Annotated in this window: 15 protein-coding genes; 7 read left to right on the forward strand and 8 right to left on the reverse strand. The window is 71.9% G+C overall.

The genetic code is table 11. From position 1 onward, the window contains the following. Positions 1–46 precede the first annotated feature (46 nt). From AB0B02_RS09565 to AB0B02_RS09580, 4 genes are all read left to right on the forward strand, one after another. Positions 47–1,402: a glycosyltransferase 87 family protein gene (locus AB0B02_RS09565; RefSeq protein ID WP_357298719.1), complete on the forward strand. Its 1,356-nt coding sequence runs from the start codon at positions 47–49 to the stop codon at positions 1,400–1,402. After that, positions 1,399–2,031, forward strand: coding sequence for a phosphoribosyltransferase family protein (locus AB0B02_RS09570; RefSeq protein WP_281933981.1), 633 nt, complete (start codon positions 1,399–1,401; stop codon positions 2,029–2,031). The genes AB0B02_RS09565 and AB0B02_RS09570 overlap by 4 nt, the downstream gene beginning before the upstream one ends. Before the next feature lie 23 nt (positions 2,032–2,054). Continuing rightward, the gene (locus tag AB0B02_RS09575) at positions 2,055–2,444 is read left to right on the forward strand and encodes a zf-TFIIB domain-containing protein (RefSeq protein ID WP_281933979.1); all 390 of its coding nucleotides are present in this window, start codon (positions 2,055–2,057) and stop codon (positions 2,442–2,444) included. A gap of 98 nt (positions 2,445–2,542) precedes the next feature. Next, positions 2,543–3,226 carry a maleylpyruvate isomerase N-terminal domain-containing protein gene (locus tag AB0B02_RS09580; RefSeq protein WP_281933977.1) on the forward strand — a complete coding sequence of 228 codons (684 nt, stop codon included), beginning with the start codon at positions 2,543–2,545 and terminating at the stop codon, positions 3,224–3,226. A gap of 6 nt (positions 3,227–3,232) precedes the next feature. On the opposite strand, the gene AB0B02_RS09585 is transcribed toward AB0B02_RS09580, so the two are convergent. Further along, positions 3,233–7,330, reverse strand: coding sequence for a replicative DNA helicase (locus AB0B02_RS09585; protein ID WP_357298726.1), 4,098 nt, complete (start codon positions 7,328–7,330; stop codon positions 3,233–3,235). Positions 7,331–7,813: 483 nt separating this feature from the next. Here AB0B02_RS09585 and AB0B02_RS09590 point away from each other — a divergent pair, with 483 nt between their 5' ends. Then, the gene (locus AB0B02_RS09590; RefSeq protein WP_357298729.1) at positions 7,814–9,232 is read left to right on the forward strand and encodes a hypothetical protein; all 1,419 of its coding nucleotides are present in this window, start codon (positions 7,814–7,816) and stop codon (positions 9,230–9,232) included. An 80-nt stretch (positions 9,233–9,312) separates the two neighbouring features. Here AB0B02_RS09590 and rplI read toward each other — a convergent pair whose 3' ends face one another. From rplI to rpsF, 4 genes are all read right to left on the reverse strand, one after another. Further along, on the reverse strand, positions 9,313–9,759 hold the full coding sequence (rplI, locus tag AB0B02_RS09595; protein ID WP_281933971.1) for a 50S ribosomal protein L9: 447 nt from the start codon (positions 9,757–9,759) through the stop codon (positions 9,313–9,315). A gap of 14 nt (positions 9,760–9,773) precedes the next feature. Next, positions 9,774–10,013, reverse strand: a complete 240-nt coding sequence (rpsR, locus tag AB0B02_RS09600; RefSeq protein ID WP_007073789.1) for a 30S ribosomal protein S18 — start codon at positions 10,011–10,013, stop codon at positions 9,774–9,776. A gap of 41 nt (positions 10,014–10,054) precedes the next feature. Further along, positions 10,055–10,591 (reverse strand): single-stranded DNA-binding protein, encoded by a 537-nt coding sequence (locus AB0B02_RS09605; RefSeq protein WP_175441301.1) that lies wholly within the window; start codon positions 10,589–10,591, stop codon positions 10,055–10,057. Positions 10,592–10,671: 80 nt separating this feature from the next. Beyond that, positions 10,672–10,962: a 30S ribosomal protein S6 gene (gene rpsF, locus AB0B02_RS09610; protein WP_088643630.1), complete on the reverse strand. Its 291-nt coding sequence runs from the start codon at positions 10,960–10,962 to the stop codon at positions 10,672–10,674. A gap of 645 nt (positions 10,963–11,607) precedes the next feature. Between rpsF and AB0B02_RS09615 the strand changes: the two genes are divergently transcribed. After that, positions 11,608–12,390, forward strand: a complete 783-nt coding sequence (locus AB0B02_RS09615; protein ID WP_357298735.1) for a deoxyribonuclease IV — start codon at positions 11,608–11,610, stop codon at positions 12,388–12,390. Next, complete coding sequence (locus tag AB0B02_RS09620; protein WP_357298739.1) at positions 12,387–14,663, forward strand: hypothetical protein; 2,277 nt, start codon at positions 12,387–12,389, stop codon at positions 14,661–14,663. The genes AB0B02_RS09615 and AB0B02_RS09620 overlap by 4 nt, the downstream gene beginning before the upstream one ends. Positions 14,664–14,679: 16 nt before the next feature. On the opposite strand, the gene AB0B02_RS09625 is transcribed toward AB0B02_RS09620, so the two are convergent. The 3 genes from AB0B02_RS09625 to AB0B02_RS09635 all read right to left on the reverse strand — a co-directional run bounded on the left by AB0B02_RS09625 (position 14,680) and on the right by AB0B02_RS09635 (position 19,858). After that, entirely contained in the window at positions 14,680–16,245 is a 1,566-nt protein-coding gene (locus AB0B02_RS09625; protein WP_357298742.1) for a glycosyltransferase 87 family protein, read from the reverse strand. A gap of 122 nt (positions 16,246–16,367) precedes the next feature. Then, a complete protein-coding gene (locus AB0B02_RS09630) occupies positions 16,368–19,217 on the reverse strand; it encodes a transglycosylase domain-containing protein (RefSeq protein ID WP_357298747.1) in 2,850 nt (949 codons plus the stop codon). Positions 19,218–19,411: 194 nt separating this feature from the next. After that, positions 19,412–19,858, reverse strand: coding sequence for a DUF5318 domain-containing protein (locus tag AB0B02_RS09635; RefSeq protein ID WP_107162012.1), 447 nt, complete (start codon positions 19,856–19,858; stop codon positions 19,412–19,414). Between the last annotated feature and the right edge of the window lie 3 nt (positions 19,859–19,861).

Here is a 19,861-nt window from a genome sequence, read left to right on the forward strand (position 1 = left end):
GCCCGACCCGGCCGGACCGCACCCCCGGTCTGCCAGACTGGCCCGCGTGACCGCCCACGCCGACCCGGCCACCGCCACTTCCCGCCGCTGGTCGGCGCTCGACACCGCCGCCGGCGGCCTCGCCCTCGACCTGGGCCTCTACGCCGCCGCCACGATCTTCGCCGCGGTCACCGCCGCCACCTCCACCCTGCCCCCGCACCGCGCGTGGGGCACCGTCGCCACCATCGGGTACGCGGTCGCCGCGCTCGCCGCGACCACCCAGCTCCTCGCCCGCCGCCGACACCCCGGCACCCCCCTGGCCGGCCTGCCCGCCCGCTGGACGGTCACCGGCCTCACCTGGGCCACCACCGCCCTGCTCCCGGTCGTCGTCCAGAGCATCCAACGGGCCGGCGGACGCACCGACCGGGCCCAGGAGGAGGTGCTCGTGGTGGAACACGCCGGCACCCGCCTCGCCGAGCACGGCACCCCCTACCTCGGCCCCGACGCCATCGCCGCCCTGCCCCCCGGCGAACAACTCCTCGGATACACCCCCTACCAACCCGGAATGGCGCTGTTCGGGCTGCCCCGGGCCGCCACCGACGCCTGGTGGACCGACGCCCGCGTCTGGTTCGCGGTCGGCACCGCGCTCGCGCTCGCCGCCCTGGTCACCACGCTGCGCACCAGCACCGGCCCCACCTCGCCCCGCCGCTCCGCCGCGCTGCTGCGCGCCGCCCAGGCCGCCACCGTCCTGCCCGTCTCCGCGCTCACGCTCGCCACCGGCGGCGACGACCTCCCCGTACTCGCGCTCTGCCTGCTCGCCCTCGCGCTGGCCGCCGCCGACCGGCCCGGCCGCGCCGGCCTCGCGGTCGGCGTCGCCGGCGCGCTGAAGCTCTTCGCCTGGCCGGTGGCGGTCGTGCTGGTCTGCTGGGCCGCGACCCGCCGGGCCGCGCCGCGCACCGCCCTGGGCGCCCTCGGCCTGCCCGTCCTCGCGCTGCTGCCGGTCCTGCTCGTCGACCGCGACGCCCTCGTCGAGAACGTGCTCCGGTTCCCGCTCGGCCACGGCCTGGTGACCAGCCCCGCCCAGTCCCCGTTCCCCGGCCACCTGATCGCCGAGACGCTCCCCGCCGGCCGGGTGGTCGCCGCCGCGCTGCTCGTCGCGGTCGGCCTGGCGATCGCCGTCCGGCTGCTGCGTCACCCGCCGCGCACCGCCGCCGCCACGGCCCTCATCTGCGGGTACGGGCTGCTCGCCGCGATCCTGCTAATGCCCTCCACCCGCTTCGGTTACCTGCTCTACCCGGCCGCCCTGCTCGTCCTCGCCCCCGCGCTGGCACTCGCCGAGGCGCCCGCCCGGCAACCCGGCCGGCCGGCATTCCCGGCAACCGCCCGGCGCGACCCGGCCGGAAGGCGTACACCTGAGGCATGACCACCTACCGTGACCGGACCGAAGCGGGACAGGACCTCGCCGAGCGACTCACCGACCTCGCCGACCGGCCCGACGTCGTCGTGCTCGCCCTGGTCCGCGGCGGCGTCCCCGTCGCCCGGGTGATCGCCGACCGGCTCCACGCCCCCCTCGACGTGCTGGTCGTCCGCAAACTCGGCGTGCCCTGGGCGCCCGAGGTCGCCTTCGGGGCGCTCGGCCCCGGCGGCGTGCAGGTCCTCAACGACATGGTCGCCGGCCGGATCAGCGAGAACGACCGGGCCCAGGTCCGCCGCCGCGAACAGGCCGAACTGGACCGCCGCGAGCAGCGCTACCGCGCCGGCCGGCCACCGCTGGACCTGACCGGCCGCACCGCCCTGATCGTCGACGACGGGCTCGCCACCGGCGCCACCGCCCGCGCCGCCGTCCAGGTCGCCCGCCAGCTCGGCGCCGCCCGGGTGGTCGTCGCCGTCCCGGTCGGCTCCCCGCCGGCGTACGAGATGCTCGCCGCCACGGCCGACACGGTCGTGAGCAGCCAACTCCCATCCGGCTTCGCCGCCGTCGGCGCCTACTACGACGACTTCCACGAGGTCTCCGACGACGAGGTGACGCACGCGCTGACCGCCACCGCGTGAAAACACCCGGTACCGTCGGTGTCATGCAGCTCACCTGTCCCAAATGCCGTGGAGAGATGCGCCAGTACGAGCGCAGCGGAGTAGTCATCGACCAGTGCGGCGAGTGCCGCGGAATCTTCCTCGACCGAGGCGAGCTCGAAAAGCTGTTCGAGGCCGAGGCCAACTGGAACCGGCAGCAGGGCGGTGCCCCGCAGGCCGCGCCCGCCGGGGCCGGCTACCCGCCGCCTCCGCCGCCCCCGCCCGCCGCCCCGCACCAGCAGGGCTACGGCGCCGTCCCCCCGCCCCCTCCGCCGCCGCCCGGCCACGGCTACCCGCAGCCCGCGTACGGCCACGGTCAGCAGCAGCACTACGGCTACCACGGCCACTACCGCCGCAAGAAGAAGCACGGCTTCCTCGGCGAGCTGTTCGACTGACCAGCGTGTAAGGCGGGGCCCCTTCTTAACGCCTGGGCGATAGGAAGGGGCCCCGCCTAACCGTGCCGGTGGCCGCGCGCCGTGGCAGGCTGCACCCCATGAGCCCGATCCGGCCGCACGAGGCGCTGGCCCAGGCGTACGACGGCATCACCGCCGCCGTCGCCCCGCTCGACGACGCCGGCCTGCAACGACCCACCCGCTGCCGGGGCTGGCTCGTCGCCGACCTGCTCTTCCACGTGCTCTGCGACGCCCAACGCGCGCTCGTCGCGCTGGCCAGCCCGGTGCCCGGCCCGGCCGACGTGGACGACATCAGCTACTGGCGCGCGTTCGGCGCCGACGGGGACGACGGGGCCGGGGCGCGGCACGCCTGGTGGGCCCGCCGCTCGGCCGCCGCGTTCGACCGGCCCACCGGCGTGGTCCGGATCTGGTCCGACACCGCTCCCGCCGCCGCCCGCGCGGCTGCCGCCGCGGACGCCACCGGGCACGTCACCACCCAGGGGCACGTGCTGCGCGTACCGGATCTGCTCGCCACCCTGACCACCGAGGCGGTCGTGCACCACCTCGACCTGGTGGTGGACCTGCCGGACGCGCCACCGCCGGCGACCGGCCCGACCCGGGTGGCGGTGACCACGATGGACGGCCTGCTGTGCGACGACGCGGTACGCCCGGCCGCCTGGGACGACCACGAGTATCTGCTCAAGGCCACCGGGCGGGTGCCGTTGACCGACCGGGACCGGTTCGAGCTGGGCGAGGCGGCGGGCTGGTTCCCGCTGCTCGGCTGAGAGCCGTCAGACGATGGCCATGTCCACGAAGCGCGACAGGTGCAACTGGGCGGCGACCGTCACCGTGTCAGTGGGGCCATTCCGGTGTTTGGCAACAATAAAGTCCGCTTCGCCCGCTCTGGGCGATTCCTTATCGTAATAGTCATCGCGGTGTAAAAGGATGACAACGTCAGCATCCTGCTCGATCGAGTTGTGAGCGGCGATCCCGTTGGCGATGAAGTTGTGCGTACCGAGCACGGTTGCGTCGTAGACGTCCTTCTCACCAACCGGCTCGATCAAGACGATCTCGTCCCAGAGAACATCGTTAGTAGCGTGCAGGTCGAGATCGGCCGAGTCCAACACAGTGGCGATCTTGGCAAGACGAGACCTACTGGGGGCGTGCTTCCACATCGTGCTGCCGCAGAACTTGGTACCGACAGCAGCCGCGAACTCCCGATGGCTCATCTTCCGCTCAGCTAGAACCTCTCGCACCCGCGTCCACACCTCGCTGGGGACGGTGTCCACGTTCGGGTTGCTCACCATGGCCTCAAGGCTCCCCAGCAACGCCGAACAGCCGCCCGCGCGCTCGCCGTGCACACCGATCTCACGGAGGAAGCGGAGCTGGTCGTCGCGACCGGAGACGTCGAGCGTGTACTGCGGTCGGTGCCGGACAACCGGAACCTGCCTGAGTCGCGCCGAAATGCCGTAGCGGAGCAACAGCCGCGAGATGTCCTCCAGCATTCGCTGCGAGGTGGAGGAGAAGTAGACGCGTCCACCTCGACCCGACTTGTTCACGGTCACCGACCCGTCGGTGGCCCACAGGTGTCGCAGGAAGAGCGTGATCTGCTCTTTCGGCAGACCGAACACCGGTGCGGGCACGAACTTCTCATGGGACCGGAGCCCGAACAACCCGAGCCCGTCCAACCACTCCGCGATCGGGTTCCGCCGCCCTCGGGCGAGTCGGAAGGGTGCCGGTAGGCGGAGGGTGGTCACTCGAGCAGCCGCGTAGTCATCGCGCACCGCCGTGATCCCGAAATGCCGGGCAGCCTCTGCCACGGCGCCCAGGTTGGCCTCGTCGCAACTGGCGTAGCGAATCGGCTGACGTCGGACGAACGAGCCGTCCCCGAGCAGGTGCGCCAGCATGACCACCTCGGACTCAGCCCACGGCTGAACGTCCAGCGGTGGTGGGATGTGCCGGGGAGAAGCAATCCTCGCCCCCGGCGCGAGTTCGGCCAACGGCATCCAGCCGCCGAACGTGAGGAATGGGTGATTCGCGGTGGCCTCGATCTGCTTCCCGGAAGCGAGGGTCATCCGGAACACCTCCCGCGTTCCACTGGGAAAGGCGTGGGTGAGCGTCCGGGCGGTGTAACGGAGGCTCTCATCCAAGGCCCACACCGGGATGTCCTTCGCCTTGGTGGCGAGCAGTTCGCCGAGCGTCACCTCCGAATTGTCGTCGGCCCTGATGAGTCTGGTATCCGCGGTAAGGCAGCCTGACTCTCGCAAATCGGACAACTGCGGTCGCTTGTCCGTACGCTGTTCCGGGCCACGGTTCAGCTGACTCACCGCGATGACCGGGCACTCGACCTCCTTGGCCAGCAGCTTCAGGCCACGGGACAGGTCCGCGACCTCCTGCTGCCGGCTCTCGGTGCGCTTCGGCGAGGTCATGAGCTGGAGATAGTCGACCACGATCAACTTCAGGTCGTGCTTCTGCTTGAGCCGTCGTGCCTTTGCCCGGATCTCCATCAGGTTCATGCTCGGGGTGTCGTCGACGAAGAGCGGCGCCTCGCTGATCTCCCCCATGCAGCGGGCCAGCTTGGTCCAGTCGTCGTCGGAAAGTTGCCCGCTGCGCAGCACGTGCAGCGGCACGCGCGCCTCGGCCGAGAGCAGTCGCATGACGATCTCGACCTTGCTCATCTCCAGCGAGAAGATGGCTGCGGCCTGGTTGGCGCGAATCGCAGCATTCCGGGCGAAGTCCATGCTGGCTGTGCTGTTGTGGGTCGGGATCATCGACCGACCCGCCAGGTACAGGTGGTCGGCGTTGTCCACGGTCACGCAGCGCACCGGAACGCTGGCCACGGGCCGGACGTCCACGACGAAGCGGGAGTGGGAACGCACGTCCGAGGACGTCCGCCGCCGGGCCAGGTGCGCGGCCCGCTTCCGTTCCAGGCGGAAGACCGGATCAGGGGTGGAGAAGTTCGCCGTGTAGGCGACCGATGAGTCCTCGGTGCGTCCGCGCACCCTCCGCTCGGTGATCGAGCATCGGTAGCCCAGGCTGACCACGAGTTCCCGAACACCCTCGATCAACCGCTTCGACGTGGAGGTGTACTGGAGGTTCCCGGCCGGCGCCACCGTACCGTCGGTGTCCATCAGCCCGGCGAGCAGCGCCCGGCGCTGGGCCTCCGAGGCTCGCAGATAGTCCTGTGGGATGTGCTTGTCGGAAGCCACCCCGATCCGGCGGATCAGCGCCAGGAACGAGCCGCCTCGCTCGTGACACTCGGCGCATCGGCGGACCGCCTGGTTCTCGCGCAGTGCTCGGGTGGAGCCTCCGCAGTCGACACAGGTGCGGTCCGTTGTCCGCCCCACGGTGGGCAGCAGGATGGTGAACACCATTGGGCCGCTGGGTCGCACGAGGAAGCCGTCCCGGGCCACCAGGTCGACCATCTCGGCGTCCGCGGTGGTGAATCGGCTGGCTCCGGTGTGACCGTCGCCGAGCCACACCCCGAGGGTGTACGGAGGGACGACCAGTTCACGTTCCGGGAGCCGGAGCGGCGCGCAGTTCTCCACCGCGTGGTTGAGGCGCCGGTCGGCGGTGTCCGTGCGAAGCGTCGCCGCGATCTGTGCGGTGGTCACGACTCCGTCGTGCCGAACGGGAGCGCCGTCGTCGACGTGTCGCTCGGCCCGCTGGCGAAGGCCGGAGACGAGAGCGCCCGCCGGGTAGCCGGGAGCGGTCCAGTTGCGTGACTTGCCGGCCCGGGTCACCGGACGGGCGACCCGTCCGTTCGCGCCGACCTGGCGCGCCACCGTGTGCAGCACGTTGCGGAACTCGGGGCCGACCTGCTCGAGCGTGTCCGCCAAGGTGACCAGGCGATGCGGCTCGGCGGACGCCGCCGCTTCGGCCGCCCGTACCCTCGACAGCGCCGCCTCGGGCCAGTAGTGCCGGGGACGTGCCTCGGACTGCCGACGGCTGGCCCGGGTGGTCGTCTTCCAGAGGTGTTCGGCGTCCGCCACGATGACCGAGCCATCGGAGAACTCGACCTCGTAGCAGGTTCGATCGTGCATCACGTCGAAGACGTTGGTGATGGTGGTCGGGTTGCCGTCGGCCGCGAGCAACTGGTCGCCGACGCGTACCGCACCCATTGTGGTCCAACCCTCCGGGGTGGGCAGGGGCGTGTCGAGCGCCAGCGCCTTTCCCAGACCCGGTCGACCCGCCACGATGATCAACTGCCCGGCGTGCAGGCCGTTGAGCAGGCGGTCGAGGTCGGTGAAGCCGGTCGGGACGCCGGTCATCACGCCGCCCTGGGCGCCGACCGCCTCGATCTCGTCCAGCGTGGGCTGGAGCATGTCGGCCAGGATCGCGAAGTCCTCGCTGACCCGCTTCTCGGTGATCTCGTAGACGGCCTGCTGGGCGAGGTCGACGATGTCGTCCACGTCCCGGCTGCCGCTCGGGCCGGTGCCGTAGCCGAGCTGCACGATCCGGGTGCCGGCCTCGACCAGTCGGCGGAGCACGGCCCGCTCGCCGACGATGCGGGCGTAGTAGGCGGCGTTGGCGGCGGTGGGCACGCTGGCGATCAGCGTGTGCAGGTAGGGCGCGCCGCCGATGCGGGCGAGGTCGCCGGAGTCGGCCAGCGCCGCGGCCACGGTGATCGGGTCGGCCGGTTCGCCCCGACCGTAGATGTCCAGGATCGCGTCGAAGATGGTGGCGTGCACCGGGCGGTAGAAGTCGTTGGTCTTGAGGATCTCCACGACGTCCGCGATGGCGTCCTTGGAGAGCAGCATGCCGCCGAGGACGCACTGTTCGGCGGCCACGTCCTGGGGTGGTGTCTTCTCGAAGGACGCGTCCCGCGGCGGCGGCTCGGACGCTTGCCCCCCGGTCCGTCCCGCGCGCGTCTCGTCGGTGACCGACACGGGTTCCCCCCTTGCTGCGTCGGATCGAGTCCAGCTCTATCGCCGGGGTGTGACAACTTCCGCCGACCCTCCGGTCGATCGGGGGTCATCGCCCGGCGGTCGCTGGCCACGATACGGAACCCGAGGTCAGCCACCAACAGGGCCGGTGGACGAGCCTCGGGACAACCTGTGGACGCAGGGGGCCAGCATGTGCGCAGGGTGTGCACAGGGGTGTGGAAAAGTGATGGCGTTTTCCGGGCGTGTTGCTCCTGACCTGGGCTTCTGCCGTCCCCACCCTGTGGACGGAAGATTTCTGGTCGAGCCTTGGCGTCGTTCGTCCCGTACTATCGCTGCGAACGGCTGCACCTTGACAGCGGATTGCACTTTCGGGTTGAGAAGGGTCACGCTCCCGCCGTGAGACACCGGGACTGGGCAAGCGGGGAGGACAGCCCGCGCGAGCGCCGGCCGAGCGCTTCCTGGGACGCTTCCGCTGGTCCGCGGCGCGTGGACCCGTACGCGCCGGAGCGTCAGCGCACGCCGAGCCGGCGCCGGGCGATCGAGCGCGGTCAGGACGAGCCGGTGGACGCCTACCTTCCGCGGTGGGCGGTGGAGTCGGGGATCAGTCGGGCGGACGGCGGTGGGCGGCATGCCGCGCCGGACGACGACGAGGCGGAGGCCGGGTCGCCCGCTTCCGACGGTGGTTGGCGGCCCGAGGCCGGCCGGCGTCGGGATGACGGCCGGCGCGGGCTGCGGGCTGTCGGGGCCGGGCCGGTGTCCGAGCACACCGCCGAGTGGACCATGGACGCCCCGCAGGAACAGGGCTACGTCGGGAGCCGGCGGGCCGAGTCCGGGGAGAACGGGCCGGTGTCCGGGACGGCGCCCCGCAGCCGTCCGCGACGTGCGGCGACCCGACGGCCGGAGGTGATCTGGTCGGGGCTGCCGGAGGAGGCGGGCCCGGGTGGTGACACCGACGGGTGGGAGGCCGAGCGGCCGGCCCGGCGGAGTCCGCGGGCGGCGACCGGTTCCTCCTGGCCGCCGCCGGCGGTGGATCCCTGGGAGCGGGGTCGGGCGGCCGAGCCGGCTCCGGCGGAGCAGCCGGCGGTCGACCCGTGGGACGCGTCGGGCGTGCACGCGTGGGGTCGGGCGGACGCCGGGAGCCGGTGGGAGCCGGCCGGGAGCCGGTGGGACCGCACCGAGCACACCGGTGAGTGGGACCGGTTCACCGACACCGGCCACCTCGACCGGGTGCGCGACGCCGGTCCGCGGTATCCGGCGGCCGACCCGTGGGACCGTACGGCACCGCCGGTCCGGGAGGGTTGGGCGTCGCCGGAGCAGGTCGAGGAGTTCTGGTCGGGGACCCGGTTGGCGGGTGACGATCCGCGGTGGATGGAGACGCCGACGTCGGCGCCGCAGTCGCCGGTGGTCGCGTACACCGCGCCGCGTCCCCGGGCCGCGCCCCGGCGCCGGGCGGTGCAGCCGGTCGGGCCGGGTGGGTCCGCGGTGCGGCGACGGGTGGACCCGATCGGCGGCGGTTCGTGGAGCCGGCGGTTGGAGGACGACCTGCTGGACCCGGATCCGGGTGGGCCGTTGCGACCGCTCGTCTACACGGCCGCCTGCTATCTGGTGCCGGCGGTGCTGCTCTTTCTCGGTCTGATCCTCCTGGACGGGCAGGCCCCGGCGGGGTGTGTCACCGACATCAGTGGTGGAGGTTGTGACTCGCCGCGGGCGCACGCGTTCGCGTCGTTGTCGGCGGCGGCGCCGAGGTTCGGGCTGGCACTGGTGAGCAGCCTCGTGGTGGCGGTGCTGCTGCGTCAGGTCGGTACGACGTGGCGGTCGGCGACGGTGGCGTTGGCGGCGGCCGTGGTGGGCGGTGGGCTGTCCACCGTGGTGATCAGCGCGGTGACCGGTCAGCCGATCGGCTGACGTGCCGGCGGCGGGTCGCCGGGAGATGGGGAAAGGCCCGCACCGGAGAACCGGTGCGGGCCTTTCGTGGTGCGGTGGGGTCAGCCCTTGACCACGTTCAGGTCGAACTTGGCGGTCACCTCGGGGTGCAGCCGGATGCTGACCGGGTAGGCGCCGAGCGACTTGATGTGGCCGGGCGTCTCCAGCCGGCGGCGGTCCAGGCTCGGACCGCCGGCCGCCCTGACGGCGTCGACGATCTCGGCCGGGGTGACCGAACCGAAGAGCCGCCCGCCGTCGCCGGCGCGGGCCTTCAGGTTGACCTTCAGGCCCTCGAGCTGGCCCTTGATCTCGTTGGCGTGGTCGAGGTCGCGGACCTCGCGGGCCGAGCGGGCCCGCTTGATGACCGTGACCTGCTTCTCGGCACCCTTGGTCCAGGCGATCGCGAAGCCCTGCGGCAGCAGGTAGTTACGGCCGAAGCCGTCCTTGACCTCGACGATGTCGCCCGGAGAGCCGAGGCCGGACACCTCCTGAGTGAGGATGATCTTCATGTCCGTGCCTCCCCTCAGCGGGCCGTGGCCGTGTAGGGCAGGAGCGCCATCTCACGGGCGTTCTTGACCGCACGGGCGATCTGCCGCTGCTGCTGCGAGGTCACGCCGGTCACCCGTCGAGCGCGGATCTTGCCGCGGTCGGAGATGAACTTGCGCAGCAGCGCGGTGTCCTTGTAATCGATATAGGTGATCCCGTCCTTGTCGAGCGGGTTCACCTTCTTCTTCGGCTTGCGCAGTGCCGCAGCCTTCGCCATTGCTCTTGCTCCTGGTTTGCGATCGCGGGCGCTCGGCGCCATCAGAACGGGGGCTCCTCGTCGAAGTTTCCGCCGCCCGAACCAGCGCGGGAGGGGGCCGGGGCAGCCGAGGCCCAGGGGTCGTCGAAGTTGCCTCCGCCGCCACCCTGGCCACCACCGCCACCACCGCCGAAGCCGCCGCCTCCGCCACCGGAGCGGGACATCTTCTGCACCTTCGCCGTGGCGTAGCGCAGGGACGGGCCGATCTCGTCGACCTCCAGCTCGATGACGGTGCGCTTCTCACCCTCGCGGGTCTCGTACGACCGCTGACGCAGCCGGCCGGACACGATCACCCGGGCGCCGCGCTGCAGCGACTCGGCGACGTTCTCGGCGGCCTGGCGCCAAACTGTGCACGAGAGGAACAGCGGCTCGCCGTCCTTCCACTCGCCGGACGCCTTGTCCATGAACCGGGGTGTCGAAGCGACCCGGAACTTGGCCACCGCCGCACCGGAGGGGGTGAACCGCAACTCGGGGTCATCGGTCAGGTTGCCGATGACCGTGATGGTGGTGTCTCCTGCCATGACCATCTCCTCGCGCACTCATCGTTGTGCCGTACAGGCTCTCAGAGCCCTCCGACAGCGCGGATGAGGCTTGATCCGGACGTGCCGGGTCTAGATGCTCAGCGCATCTCCGGGCGAATGACCTTGGTGCGCAGCACCGACTCGTTGAGTCGGAGCTGACGGTCCAGCTCAGCCACGGCCTCCGGCGTCGCCTGGAGGTCGACGACGGCGTAGATGCCCTCGGCCTTCTTGTTGATCTCGTACGCGAGGCGCCGGCGGCCCCACACGTCGGTCTTCTCCACCGAGCCACCCGCGGTCCGGATCACGTTCAGGTACGTGTCGAGCGACGGGGCGACGGTGCGCTCCTCGAGGCTGGGATCGAGGATCACCATGACTTCATAGTGACGCAAGACGTGCTCACCTCCTGTGGGCTAGGCGGCCACGGTCCTTCCGTGGCAGGAGGTCGTGCGTCGTGGCCCGCCCGATGCCGGGGGAACCCGGCCGGACGCGGACAACCGGACCAGGATAGCCGGTCCGGACGATCATGCCGGGGCCGGTGGCCCCGGACGGCTCCGGGACGGCTCCGGACGCGGCGACAGGGGCCCACCTCCGGCGTCGGGCGCCGGAAAGGTGGACCCCTGTCCACGGGGCCGCGGGGCGTCCCGTCCGCATTCCTTGGGTGGGACCTGGGGAGGAACGACCACACCGATGAGGTTGGATCGGGAACGCCCCGCGGAGCTTTATCATGTTGTCACCTGGTCTGACCATACAGCGGCTGTCGTCACCACTTGGGGTAAATGCTGGAATTAATCCATCTGACCGGTTGCCGTGTGGGTGACGAGTGGGACCCGCCCCGTCGTGCCGGGCCGCACGGCGGGGCGATCCGTCGCCGGAGGCCGACGCTCGCCGTCCGTGCTGTGGACCACGTCGGGCGGAGCGTCGACCATCGATCCCACCTCGGACAACGACCGCCGGGCCGGGCGGTGACGCGCCCGCCCGCCGGAACCCGCGCGCGTGCGCACCACGCGTCGCAGGCGCGACGTAGGCTGCCCTGCATGCGAATCGGAGCCCACGTCGACGCGACCGACCCACTGGCTGAGGCGGCCACCCGGGAGGCCGAGGCGGTGCAGTTCTTCCTCGCCGACCCGCAGGGTTGGAAGGCACCGAAGCCGCGGGAGGACGCCGAGCGCCTGCGCGCCGCCGACATCGACCTCTACGTCCACGCGCCCTACGTGATCAACGTGGCCACGCTCAACAACCGGATCCGCATCCCGAGCCGCAAGCTGCTGCTGGCCCACGCCACCGCCGCGGCGGCCGTGGGGGCCCGCGGGCTGATCGTGCACGGCGGCCACGTCAACGCCGGGGGCGACCTCGCCGCCGGCTTCGACAACTGGCGCAAGACCTTCGCGTACGCGGCGGACTCCGGCGGCTTCCCGCTGCCGGTGCTGATCGAGAACACCGCCGGCGGTGACAACGCCTGCGCCCGGCACCTGGACGCGCTGGCCCGGCTCTGGGACGCGCTCGGCGACCACGAGGTCGGCTTCTGCCTCGACACCTGTCACGCCCACGCCGGCGGCGAGGAGCTGCTGGGTCTGGTCGACCGGGTCAAGGCGATCACCGGCCGGATCGACCTGATCCACGCGAACAACTCGAAGGGCGCCTTCAACTCCGGCCAGGACCGCCACGACAACCTCACCGGCGGCACCATCGAGCCGGAGCTGCTGGTGGCGGTGATCCGGGCGGCCGGAGCACCGGTGATCGTCGAGACCCCGGGCGGCGTCGAGGGGCAGGCCGCCGACATCGCGTTCCTGCGCGCCCAGTTGGGCGCCACGGCATGACCACGGAGCAGTCCGGTGCGACCGGTCGTTCCGGCACCGACCCGCGACCGGCCCCGGAGGGCTCCCCGGCCGACGGGGCAGAGCCCGCACCGGGCCGATCCACCGGCGAGGTGGAGGGCGGCACGAGCGCGGCAGCCGGCACGAGCGGGTCCCGGGCCGACAGCGACGAGTCCGCCGACGCGGCGGGCGGCGACGGCACGGACAAGGCCGGCGACGGCGGCCAGAGCCGGCGCAGGTCCGGCCGGAGCAGGCGCGACGGCAGGCGCAAGACCGCCGACGCCGGCAAGAACGGGCGCGGCGCCACGCGCCCGGACCAGACCACCGGGACGGACCAGACCGGCGCCGCGGGGTCGGCCCAGACCACCGGGACGGACCAGACCGGCGGCGCGGGGTCGGACCAGACCACCGGCACGAGCAAGACCACCGACACGGCCCCGACCGGCAGCGCCGGCACGGACAAGACCTCGAACACGGACCAGACCACCGGTACGGACGGTGCGGAGCCGGCGGATCCCTGGACCGCGTTCGGGCCGGCACCCGAGCCGGTTCTCGGCCGGGCCCGCCGGACGGTCCGCGCGGTGGGCCGGTTCCTGGTGCACGAGTGGACGCTCGCCGCCGTCGCCGCGCTGGCCCTGGCCGCCGCGATGACCTGGCCCACGCTGCGCTATCCGCGCTACACCCTGCCGCAGGACCACTGGGACCCGAGCCTCCAGGCGTGGCAGATGGCGTGGTCCGGCCACATCCTGCGCACCGACCCGGCGATGCTCTGGTACTCCAACACGTTCTTCCCGGAGAACTGGAGCTTCGCGTTCTCCGACACGCTGCTCGGGTACGCGCCGGCCGGCCTGATCGGCGTCGGTCCGGAGCACGCCGTGCTGCGCTACAACATCATGTTCGTGCTGGCCCACGCGCTCGCCGCGTTCGGGGCGTACGCGCTGGCCCGGCAGCTCGGCGCGGGCCGGATCGGCGGCGCGGTGGCCGGGGCGAGCTTCGCGTACGCGCCGTGGCTGCTGGCCCAGGCCGGGCACCTGCACATCATCTCCAACGGTGGCATCCCGTTGGCGCTGGCCATGCTCGCCCGCGGTCACGGCTGGTCGCTGCGGTACGGCTACCGTCCGCGCCGCCGACACGCGGGTTGGGCGCTCGCCGGTTGGCTGGTGGCCGCCTGGCAGCTCAGTCTCGGCTTCGGCATCGGGCTGCCGTTCGCGTACCTGCTGGCCGGGGTGGTGCTGGTCTCGGCGGTGCTGTGGTTCGTCCGGCGCCGCCGGGTGAAGCGCCCGTTCGGTCGCCGGCTGTTCCTGGCCGACCTGTTCGGCGGGCTGGTGTTCGCCGCGGTGGGTGGCCTGCTGGCGATTCCCTTCTTCAAGGTCGCCGAGCTGCACCCCAACGCGGCCCGCACGCTCGCCGAGATCCAGCTCTACTCGCCGCCGGCCAGCGGCCTGTTCACCGCGCCGGGCGAGTCCCGGGTCTGGGGCGAGTTGCACGAGGGGGCGCGGGCGGCGCTGCCCTGGCCCCCGGAGATGACGCTGCTGCCGGGTTTCGCGCTCTACGCGCTGGCCGCCGGTGGGTTGTTCTTCTCGGTCTGGCGGGTCCGCCACCGGCTCTTCCTGCTCGCCGGCGTGCTGATGACGACGGCGTTGGCGATGGGCACCCGGTTCCTCGACGGCCGGTTCACCTACGTGCCGCTCTTCGACTACCTGCCGGGCTGGAACGGGCTGCGTACGCCGGGCCGGATGATGCTCTGGGCCACGCTGCTGCTCGGCCTGCTCGCGGCCGGCGCGGTCACCGCGTTCTGCGCCCGGGTGCGGGAGCTCGCCGCCGAACGGGTGCCGCCGTGGCCCGGCCCGTGGCTGCGGCTGGCCACGCTGCTGCCGCTGGCGCTGGTGCTGGCCGAGGGGTTGAACGTCACCCCGCATCCGGTGGTGCCGCAGCAGCCGGCGGTGATGCGGACCGTCGACGGGCCGTTGCTGGTGCTGCCCAGCAGCCAGAACCTGGACCAGCCGGTGATGCTCTGGTCGACGGACCGGTTCCCGCAGATGGTCAACGGCGGCAGCGGCTTCACCCCGGCGTCCCAGGCCCGGACCCGCGAGGCCACGGTCAGCTTCCCCGACTACGCCAGCGTCGACTACCTGCGGCAGATCGGCGTCCGGAACGTGGTGGTGCTCCGGGACCAGTTGGGCGGCACCCCGTGGGAGGGGATGCTCGACCGGCCGGTCGAGGGGCTGGGGGTGACCCGGGAGCAGGTCGGCGACGCGGTCGTCTACCGCCTGTGACCTCTGCCACCGGGTCTCAGGCGGGCACGGGTTCGGCGGGTAGGTCGGTGGCGCCGGAGCGTGCGCGCCAACGCTGGTGCCAGGGCGCGTCCGGCGCGCCGTCGAGCACCCCGCCGTCGGGGTCGTCGGCGTAGGTCTGCCGCACCGCGTCCTGATCGGGCCGCACGATGTCCCGGATGACGAAACCGCAGAGCACCACCACGGTGATCAGGCGGAGGCTGGAGGCCAGCACGAACACGCCCTCCGGGAAGACCGGCCGGGAGGTGGCGGTGCCGAGCAGTTCGCCGTAGAACGCGACGAAGTAGCAGACCTCGGCGAACTGCCAGGCCAGGAACGCGCCCCACCGGGGCCGGGCGAGCACCGCGAGCGGCAGCAGCCAGAGCACGAACTGCTGCGACCAGACCTTGCTGAAGATCAGGAAGGCGGCCACCACCAGGAACGCGACCTGCGCGAGCCGGGGCCGGCGCGGGGCGAGCAGGGCGAGCGCGGCCACGCCGAGGCAGGCCAGCCCGAACAGCAGGTACGACACCCAGTTCAGGGTGGGGATGTTCGCGTTGAGCCATTCGAACGGGCCGAGTTCGCCGGGCGCGGACGGGCTGATCCGGCCGTCCAGGTAGCGGCCGATGTACCAGAGCGTGCCCCAGTCGATGGGACGGGTGGTGTTCAGGTCGAAGAACCGTCCCCAGCTCTCCCGGTAGGGGATCGCCACCGGAAGGTTGACCGCGACCAGCGTCACCAGCGCGGTGGCCGTGGCGACGAGCCCGGCGAGCAGCCGGCCGGCGCGCAGCGTGAGGATCAGGATCGGGCCGAGCAGGAACAGCGGCCACATCTTCGCCGCGCCGCCGAGCCCGAGCAGCAGGCCCGCCAGCGCGGGCATCAGCATGCCGTAGCGGTCGGGTCGGCTGCGCGCCCAGGCCAGCAGCCCGAACGCGGCGAGGCCGACGGCGAGCAGGTCCCAGTTGACGGTGGCGGTGAGCACCAGCGCCGGCGAGAGGGCGAACAGCGCCGCGTCCCAGGGTCGTCGGCGGCGCAGGCTGAGGATGACCGCGACGGTGGCGACCGCGAGCGCGCCGAGCACCAGCGCGTTGAGGTTGTAGAACCACTGCCCCTGGTTGATGGCGGGGTTGTCCACGCCGAGGGCGTGCACCGGGAGGCCGAGCGCGCCCATGAAGTAGCCGGTCAGCACCGGGTACTCCACCGGGTGGTCGGCGTAGGGCACCTTGCCCTCGTTGAGACCCTCGGCGTAGTAGAGCGCCAGCACGTCGGTGTAGCACATCCGGGTGTACTGGACGTTGTTCTGCCAGGCGCCGTCCTGACAGGGGGATTTCTGCACCCAGTGCAGCGCGAGTGTGAGGCAGATCAGGGCCAGCACGATCCGCGCCGCGCTCCAGAACCGGCTGTCGCGGCCGGCCGGCCGGTCCAGGGCGGCGGCGTGGTCACCGAGCGGTCCGCCGATCAGGCCGGACGTGCCGCGGACGAACCAGTCCGAGCGGGACGGGTGGTCCTCGGTCGCTCCGGGCCGGGGCGTCTGCTCCCCGGACGTGCCGGGTTCATCGATGCCTGCGGTCGACTCGGTCCTCATGGAGAGGCATCCTGCCGTACGTCGGGGCCGTCCGTCCCGCCGCGCGCGCAGAAATTCCGGTACGCGAAACGCAGCGGCGGCCGGACCGCTCGGGTCCGGCCGCCGCCGTCGGGTGGTGCGCGTCAGTTGGTCTGGCGGTTGGGTGGGGTGCTGGGCAGCACTCCGCCGCCTCGCCCGCCGCCGCCGGGGAGGCCGCCGCCGGGGTTACCGCCGCCCTGGTCGCCGCCGCCGGGGTTGCCGCCGCCGCCCGGGTTGCCACCACCCGGGTTGCCGCCGCCGGGGTTGTTGCCGCCGGGGCAGAACAGGCCGAGCGGGTCACAGGCCGGCCCGCCGGGCTCGTTCGGGGCCGGCGGCGGGGGTGCGGGCATCTCGCCGTTGCCGACGTCGTCCTTGCCGACGTTCGCGGCCGGCGGGAAGTCTTCCTTGTCCTTGCCCTTGAGCGCGTCGTTCATGAAGCGCTGGAAGATCTCGCCGGGCATCTTGGCGCCGCTGATGTCCGCGCCGCCCTTGTACTTGATCGCCTTGCGGGCCCCCTTGTTGCCGACCCAGACGGCGGTGGCGAGCTGCGGCGTGTAGCCGATCATCCAGGCGTCGCCGTTGCGGGTGCTGCCGTCGCCGAGCTCCCAGGTGCCGGTCTTCTCGGCGGCCTTGCGGCCGTCGTCGAGGCGGCGGTTCACCTGGCCCGGGTACTGCTCCAGCACGGAGGTGACGTCGGCGACGATGTCCTTGTCGATCCGCCGCTGCGGCTTGAGCTTCTCGCCGCCGACCGTGTCCCACTTGCCGGTGTTCGGGTTCTGCTTCTCGACCTTCCGGATGAAGTGCGCCTTGTTGTAGACGCCCTCGTTGGCGAAGGTGGCAACGCCGTTGGCGTGGTCGAGCACCGTGATCGGGTACTGGCCGTAGCCGATCACGTGGAAGAACGGATTCGGCGCGAGGTCCTTCGGGTCGGCCTTGGTCAGGTCGTGCGGCTTGGCCGGGTTGGTGTCGGTCTGCCACATGGTGGTGACGCCGGCCTGCTTGGCCATGTCGAGGACCTTGTCCGGGCCGATCTTCTCGGTGATGTAGTAGAACGGCACGTTCAGCGACTTGAGCGTGGACAGCTCCAGCGTGCAGGAGTCGCCACAGGAGACCTTGTCGGCGCCGGCGTTGCTGACCTTGAACTTCGTGTCCTTCGGCGTGAACGCCGAGCCCTTCCAGCGGGACTTGATGGAGATGCCCTCCTTCAGCGCCGCCGCCAGCGTGTAGATCTTGAAACTCGAACCCGGTGAGTGGCCGCCGCTGACCACGCCGTTCTCGACGTTCTTGCCGGCGTAGTCGGTGCCGGTGCCGTTGTCACCGCCGTAGTAGGCGAGCACCCGGCCGGTCTTCGGCTCGACGGACACCATGGCGGCCATCAGGTTCGACGGCTGCCCGGCGAGCGCGGAGCCCTTCTTGGCCCGCTGGGCGGCGTCGAGAGCCGCCTCCTGCATCTTGGCGTTGATGGTCGTGGTGATCTTGTAGCCACCACGGCTCAGCGCCTTCGAGCAGAGCGGCTTCGCGTCGGTCGCCTCGGCCTCGTTGTCGGTGCAGAGGTTCATCTCGCGCAGTTCCTGCGAGACGTAGTTGACGACGTTGCCGTACGGCGTGTCGATGCCGAAGCCGCCGGCGCTGTTCTTCGTCGGCTTCGCGATGTCCTTCGGGTATTCGGTGGGGTGCTGCGGCATGTTCGGCGCGTCCAGCCACTTCTCGGTGATCATGCCGTTGATGACGTAGTTCCACCGGTCCAGCGCGGCCTGCGGGTTGATCGCCGGGTCGTAGCCCTGGTGCGTGGAACTCGGCTCGGGCTGCTTGATCAGCGCGGCGAGCACCGCCGCCTCGGCCACGGTCAGCTTGTTGACGTCCTTGTTGAAGTACGTCCGTGCCGCCGACTGGATGCCGTACGCGCCCCGGCCGAAGTAGATGACGTTCAGGTAGTGCTGCATGATCGTCCGCTTGTCGTAGCGGTCGTTCAGCTTGGAGGCGAGGACCGCCTCCTTCACCTTGCGGCCGTACGTGTCCTGGTTCAGGTTGTCGAACGCGTTGCGGGCGTACTGCTGGGTGATCGTCGAGGCGCCCTGCTTGTCGCCGCCGCTGATGTTGTTCCAGGCGGCCCGCGCGATGCCCTTGTAGTCCACGCCGGAGTGACGGTAGAAGTTGCGGTCCTCCGCCGCCGCGACCGCGTGCTGGACGTGCTCCGGGATCTGGTCGATGGTGACCAGCTGCCGGTTCTGGTCGCCGATCCGGGCGATGGGGGTCTTGCCGGTGGAGTCGTAGATGGTGGTCGACAGCGGCGGGATGGTGTCCTCCGGGAGCACCACCTTGGTGGAGTACCAGGTGAAGCTGACCACGCCGATGCCGGCGAGCATGATGAACACGGCGAAGCCGGCGATCAGCATGTTGAGCCGGCGCCGCTTCTTCGCCCGGCCCGGATCCCCACCGCGGCCGGCGCGACCGGGGCCGGTCGGACCACCCGGGCCACCCGGACCGCCGGGGCCGCCGGGGCCGCCGCTGAAGCCGGGCACCCCGGCCCGGGCCACCGCGGCACGGCCGCCGACGGGTGCCGCGCCGACGCTCGCCCGCCCGGCGCCGCCCACGCTCGCCGCGCCGACCGAGGCACGCCCGGCCGGTCCGGCCGGGGAGACCGGGACGGACGCCCGACCCGCGCCCGCGCGCCCGGCGACACCGGGTGCCGGCGAGACCGGCACCGAGGCGCGTCCCGCGCCGGCGCGTCCGACCGAGGCCGAGCCCGAGGCCCCACGGGGCACCGGGGCGACGCCGCCGACCGGGGCCCGGCCGCCGACACCGCCCGGGGTGACCGAGGCACGCGCCGAGGCGCCACCCTCGGGGGCGCCGGACCAACCGTTCCCGCGCGAACTCCGCTCGGAGCCGGGGTCGCCGTTCGGGCCCGGGATCTGGGCCCGCCCACGCGAAGAACTGGAATCGCCGTAGTTCATTCCTCACACCCTGCCGGTCGCGGTGGGGCGCGGGGGCGCCACCACCGGGTTGCCGTGAGCTGGAACACGGAAGATTACCGGCCCGCCGTGCCGGCCCGTGTCCGTCAAATCCGACCTAATCGGACCAATTACGCTTACCGGCTGTCGCGCGTGCCGCCCGGGTAACGGGCCGGCAGTGGTCGGGACAGCCGAGTTCACCGTTGCGCCTCTCGCCTTCGCCGGGCGGTGGAGCCGTCGGCCGCGGCCGACGCGGTCGCATCCGTCGCCTCGCCCGCGAGACCGTCCCGGCCGAGCAGGAACTGCTCGACGAGGTGGTTCCAGTCACAGCCGGGGCAGACCTCCACCACGAACACCTGGAACTCACGCAGCGTCATGGCCAGCACGGGCAACTCGGCCCGGGTACGCGCCTGACCCGCCGACTGCTTGAGTTCGTCACCGTAAATGTAGTGGACGTGGGTGAGGTTCTCGCTGCGGCAGATGGGGCAGCGGTGATCGGTCGGCTCGCCGTGGAAACGGGCGGCGTTCTTCAGGTACGGCGAGGCGTCGCAGACGTCGTACGTGCCGATCCGCCCGGCGAGGAGTTCACGCAGCACCGCTCGCTTCTGGAGCGAGTAGTCGACGACCTGGCGCTGCGTACGCATGCG

The sequence above is a fragment of the Micromonospora sp. NPDC049240 genome (genome assembly GCF_040647835.1).
GTDB lineage: Bacteria > Actinomycetota > Actinomycetes > Mycobacteriales > Micromonosporaceae > Micromonospora.

What these genes read in the sequence shown, in the direction of transcription:
- rplI (WP_281933971.1), bottom strand. Translation starts at nt 9,759, where the DNA reads ATGAAGATCATCCTCACTCAGGAGGTGTCCGGCCTCGGCTCTCCGGGC.
- AB0B02_RS09570 (WP_281933981.1), top strand. Translation starts at nt 1,399, where the DNA reads ATGACCACCTACCGTGACCGGACCGAAGCGGGACAGGACCTCGCCGAG.
- AB0B02_RS09620 (WP_357298739.1), top strand. Translation starts at nt 12,387, where the DNA reads ATGACCACGGAGCAGTCCGGTGCGACCGGTCGTTCCGGCACCGACCCG.
- AB0B02_RS09625 (WP_357298742.1), bottom strand. Translation starts at nt 16,245, where the DNA reads ATGAGGACCGAGTCGACCGCAGGCATCGATGAACCCGGCACGTCCGGG.
- rpsR (WP_007073789.1), bottom strand. Translation starts at nt 10,013, where the DNA reads ATGGCGAAGGCTGCGGCACTGCGCAAGCCGAAGAAGAAGGTGAACCCG.
- AB0B02_RS09635 (WP_107162012.1), bottom strand. Translation starts at nt 19,858, where the DNA reads ATGCGTACGCAGCGCCAGGTCGTCGACTACTCGCTCCAGAAGCGAGCG.
- AB0B02_RS09575 (WP_281933979.1), top strand. Translation starts at nt 2,055, where the DNA reads ATGCAGCTCACCTGTCCCAAATGCCGTGGAGAGATGCGCCAGTACGAG.
- AB0B02_RS09615 (WP_357298735.1), top strand. Translation starts at nt 11,608, where the DNA reads ATGCGAATCGGAGCCCACGTCGACGCGACCGACCCACTGGCTGAGGCG.
- AB0B02_RS09580 (WP_281933977.1), top strand. Translation starts at nt 2,543, where the DNA reads ATGAGCCCGATCCGGCCGCACGAGGCGCTGGCCCAGGCGTACGACGGC.
- AB0B02_RS09630 (WP_357298747.1), bottom strand. Translation starts at nt 19,217, where the DNA reads ATGAACTACGGCGATTCCAGTTCTTCGCGTGGGCGGGCCCAGATCCCG.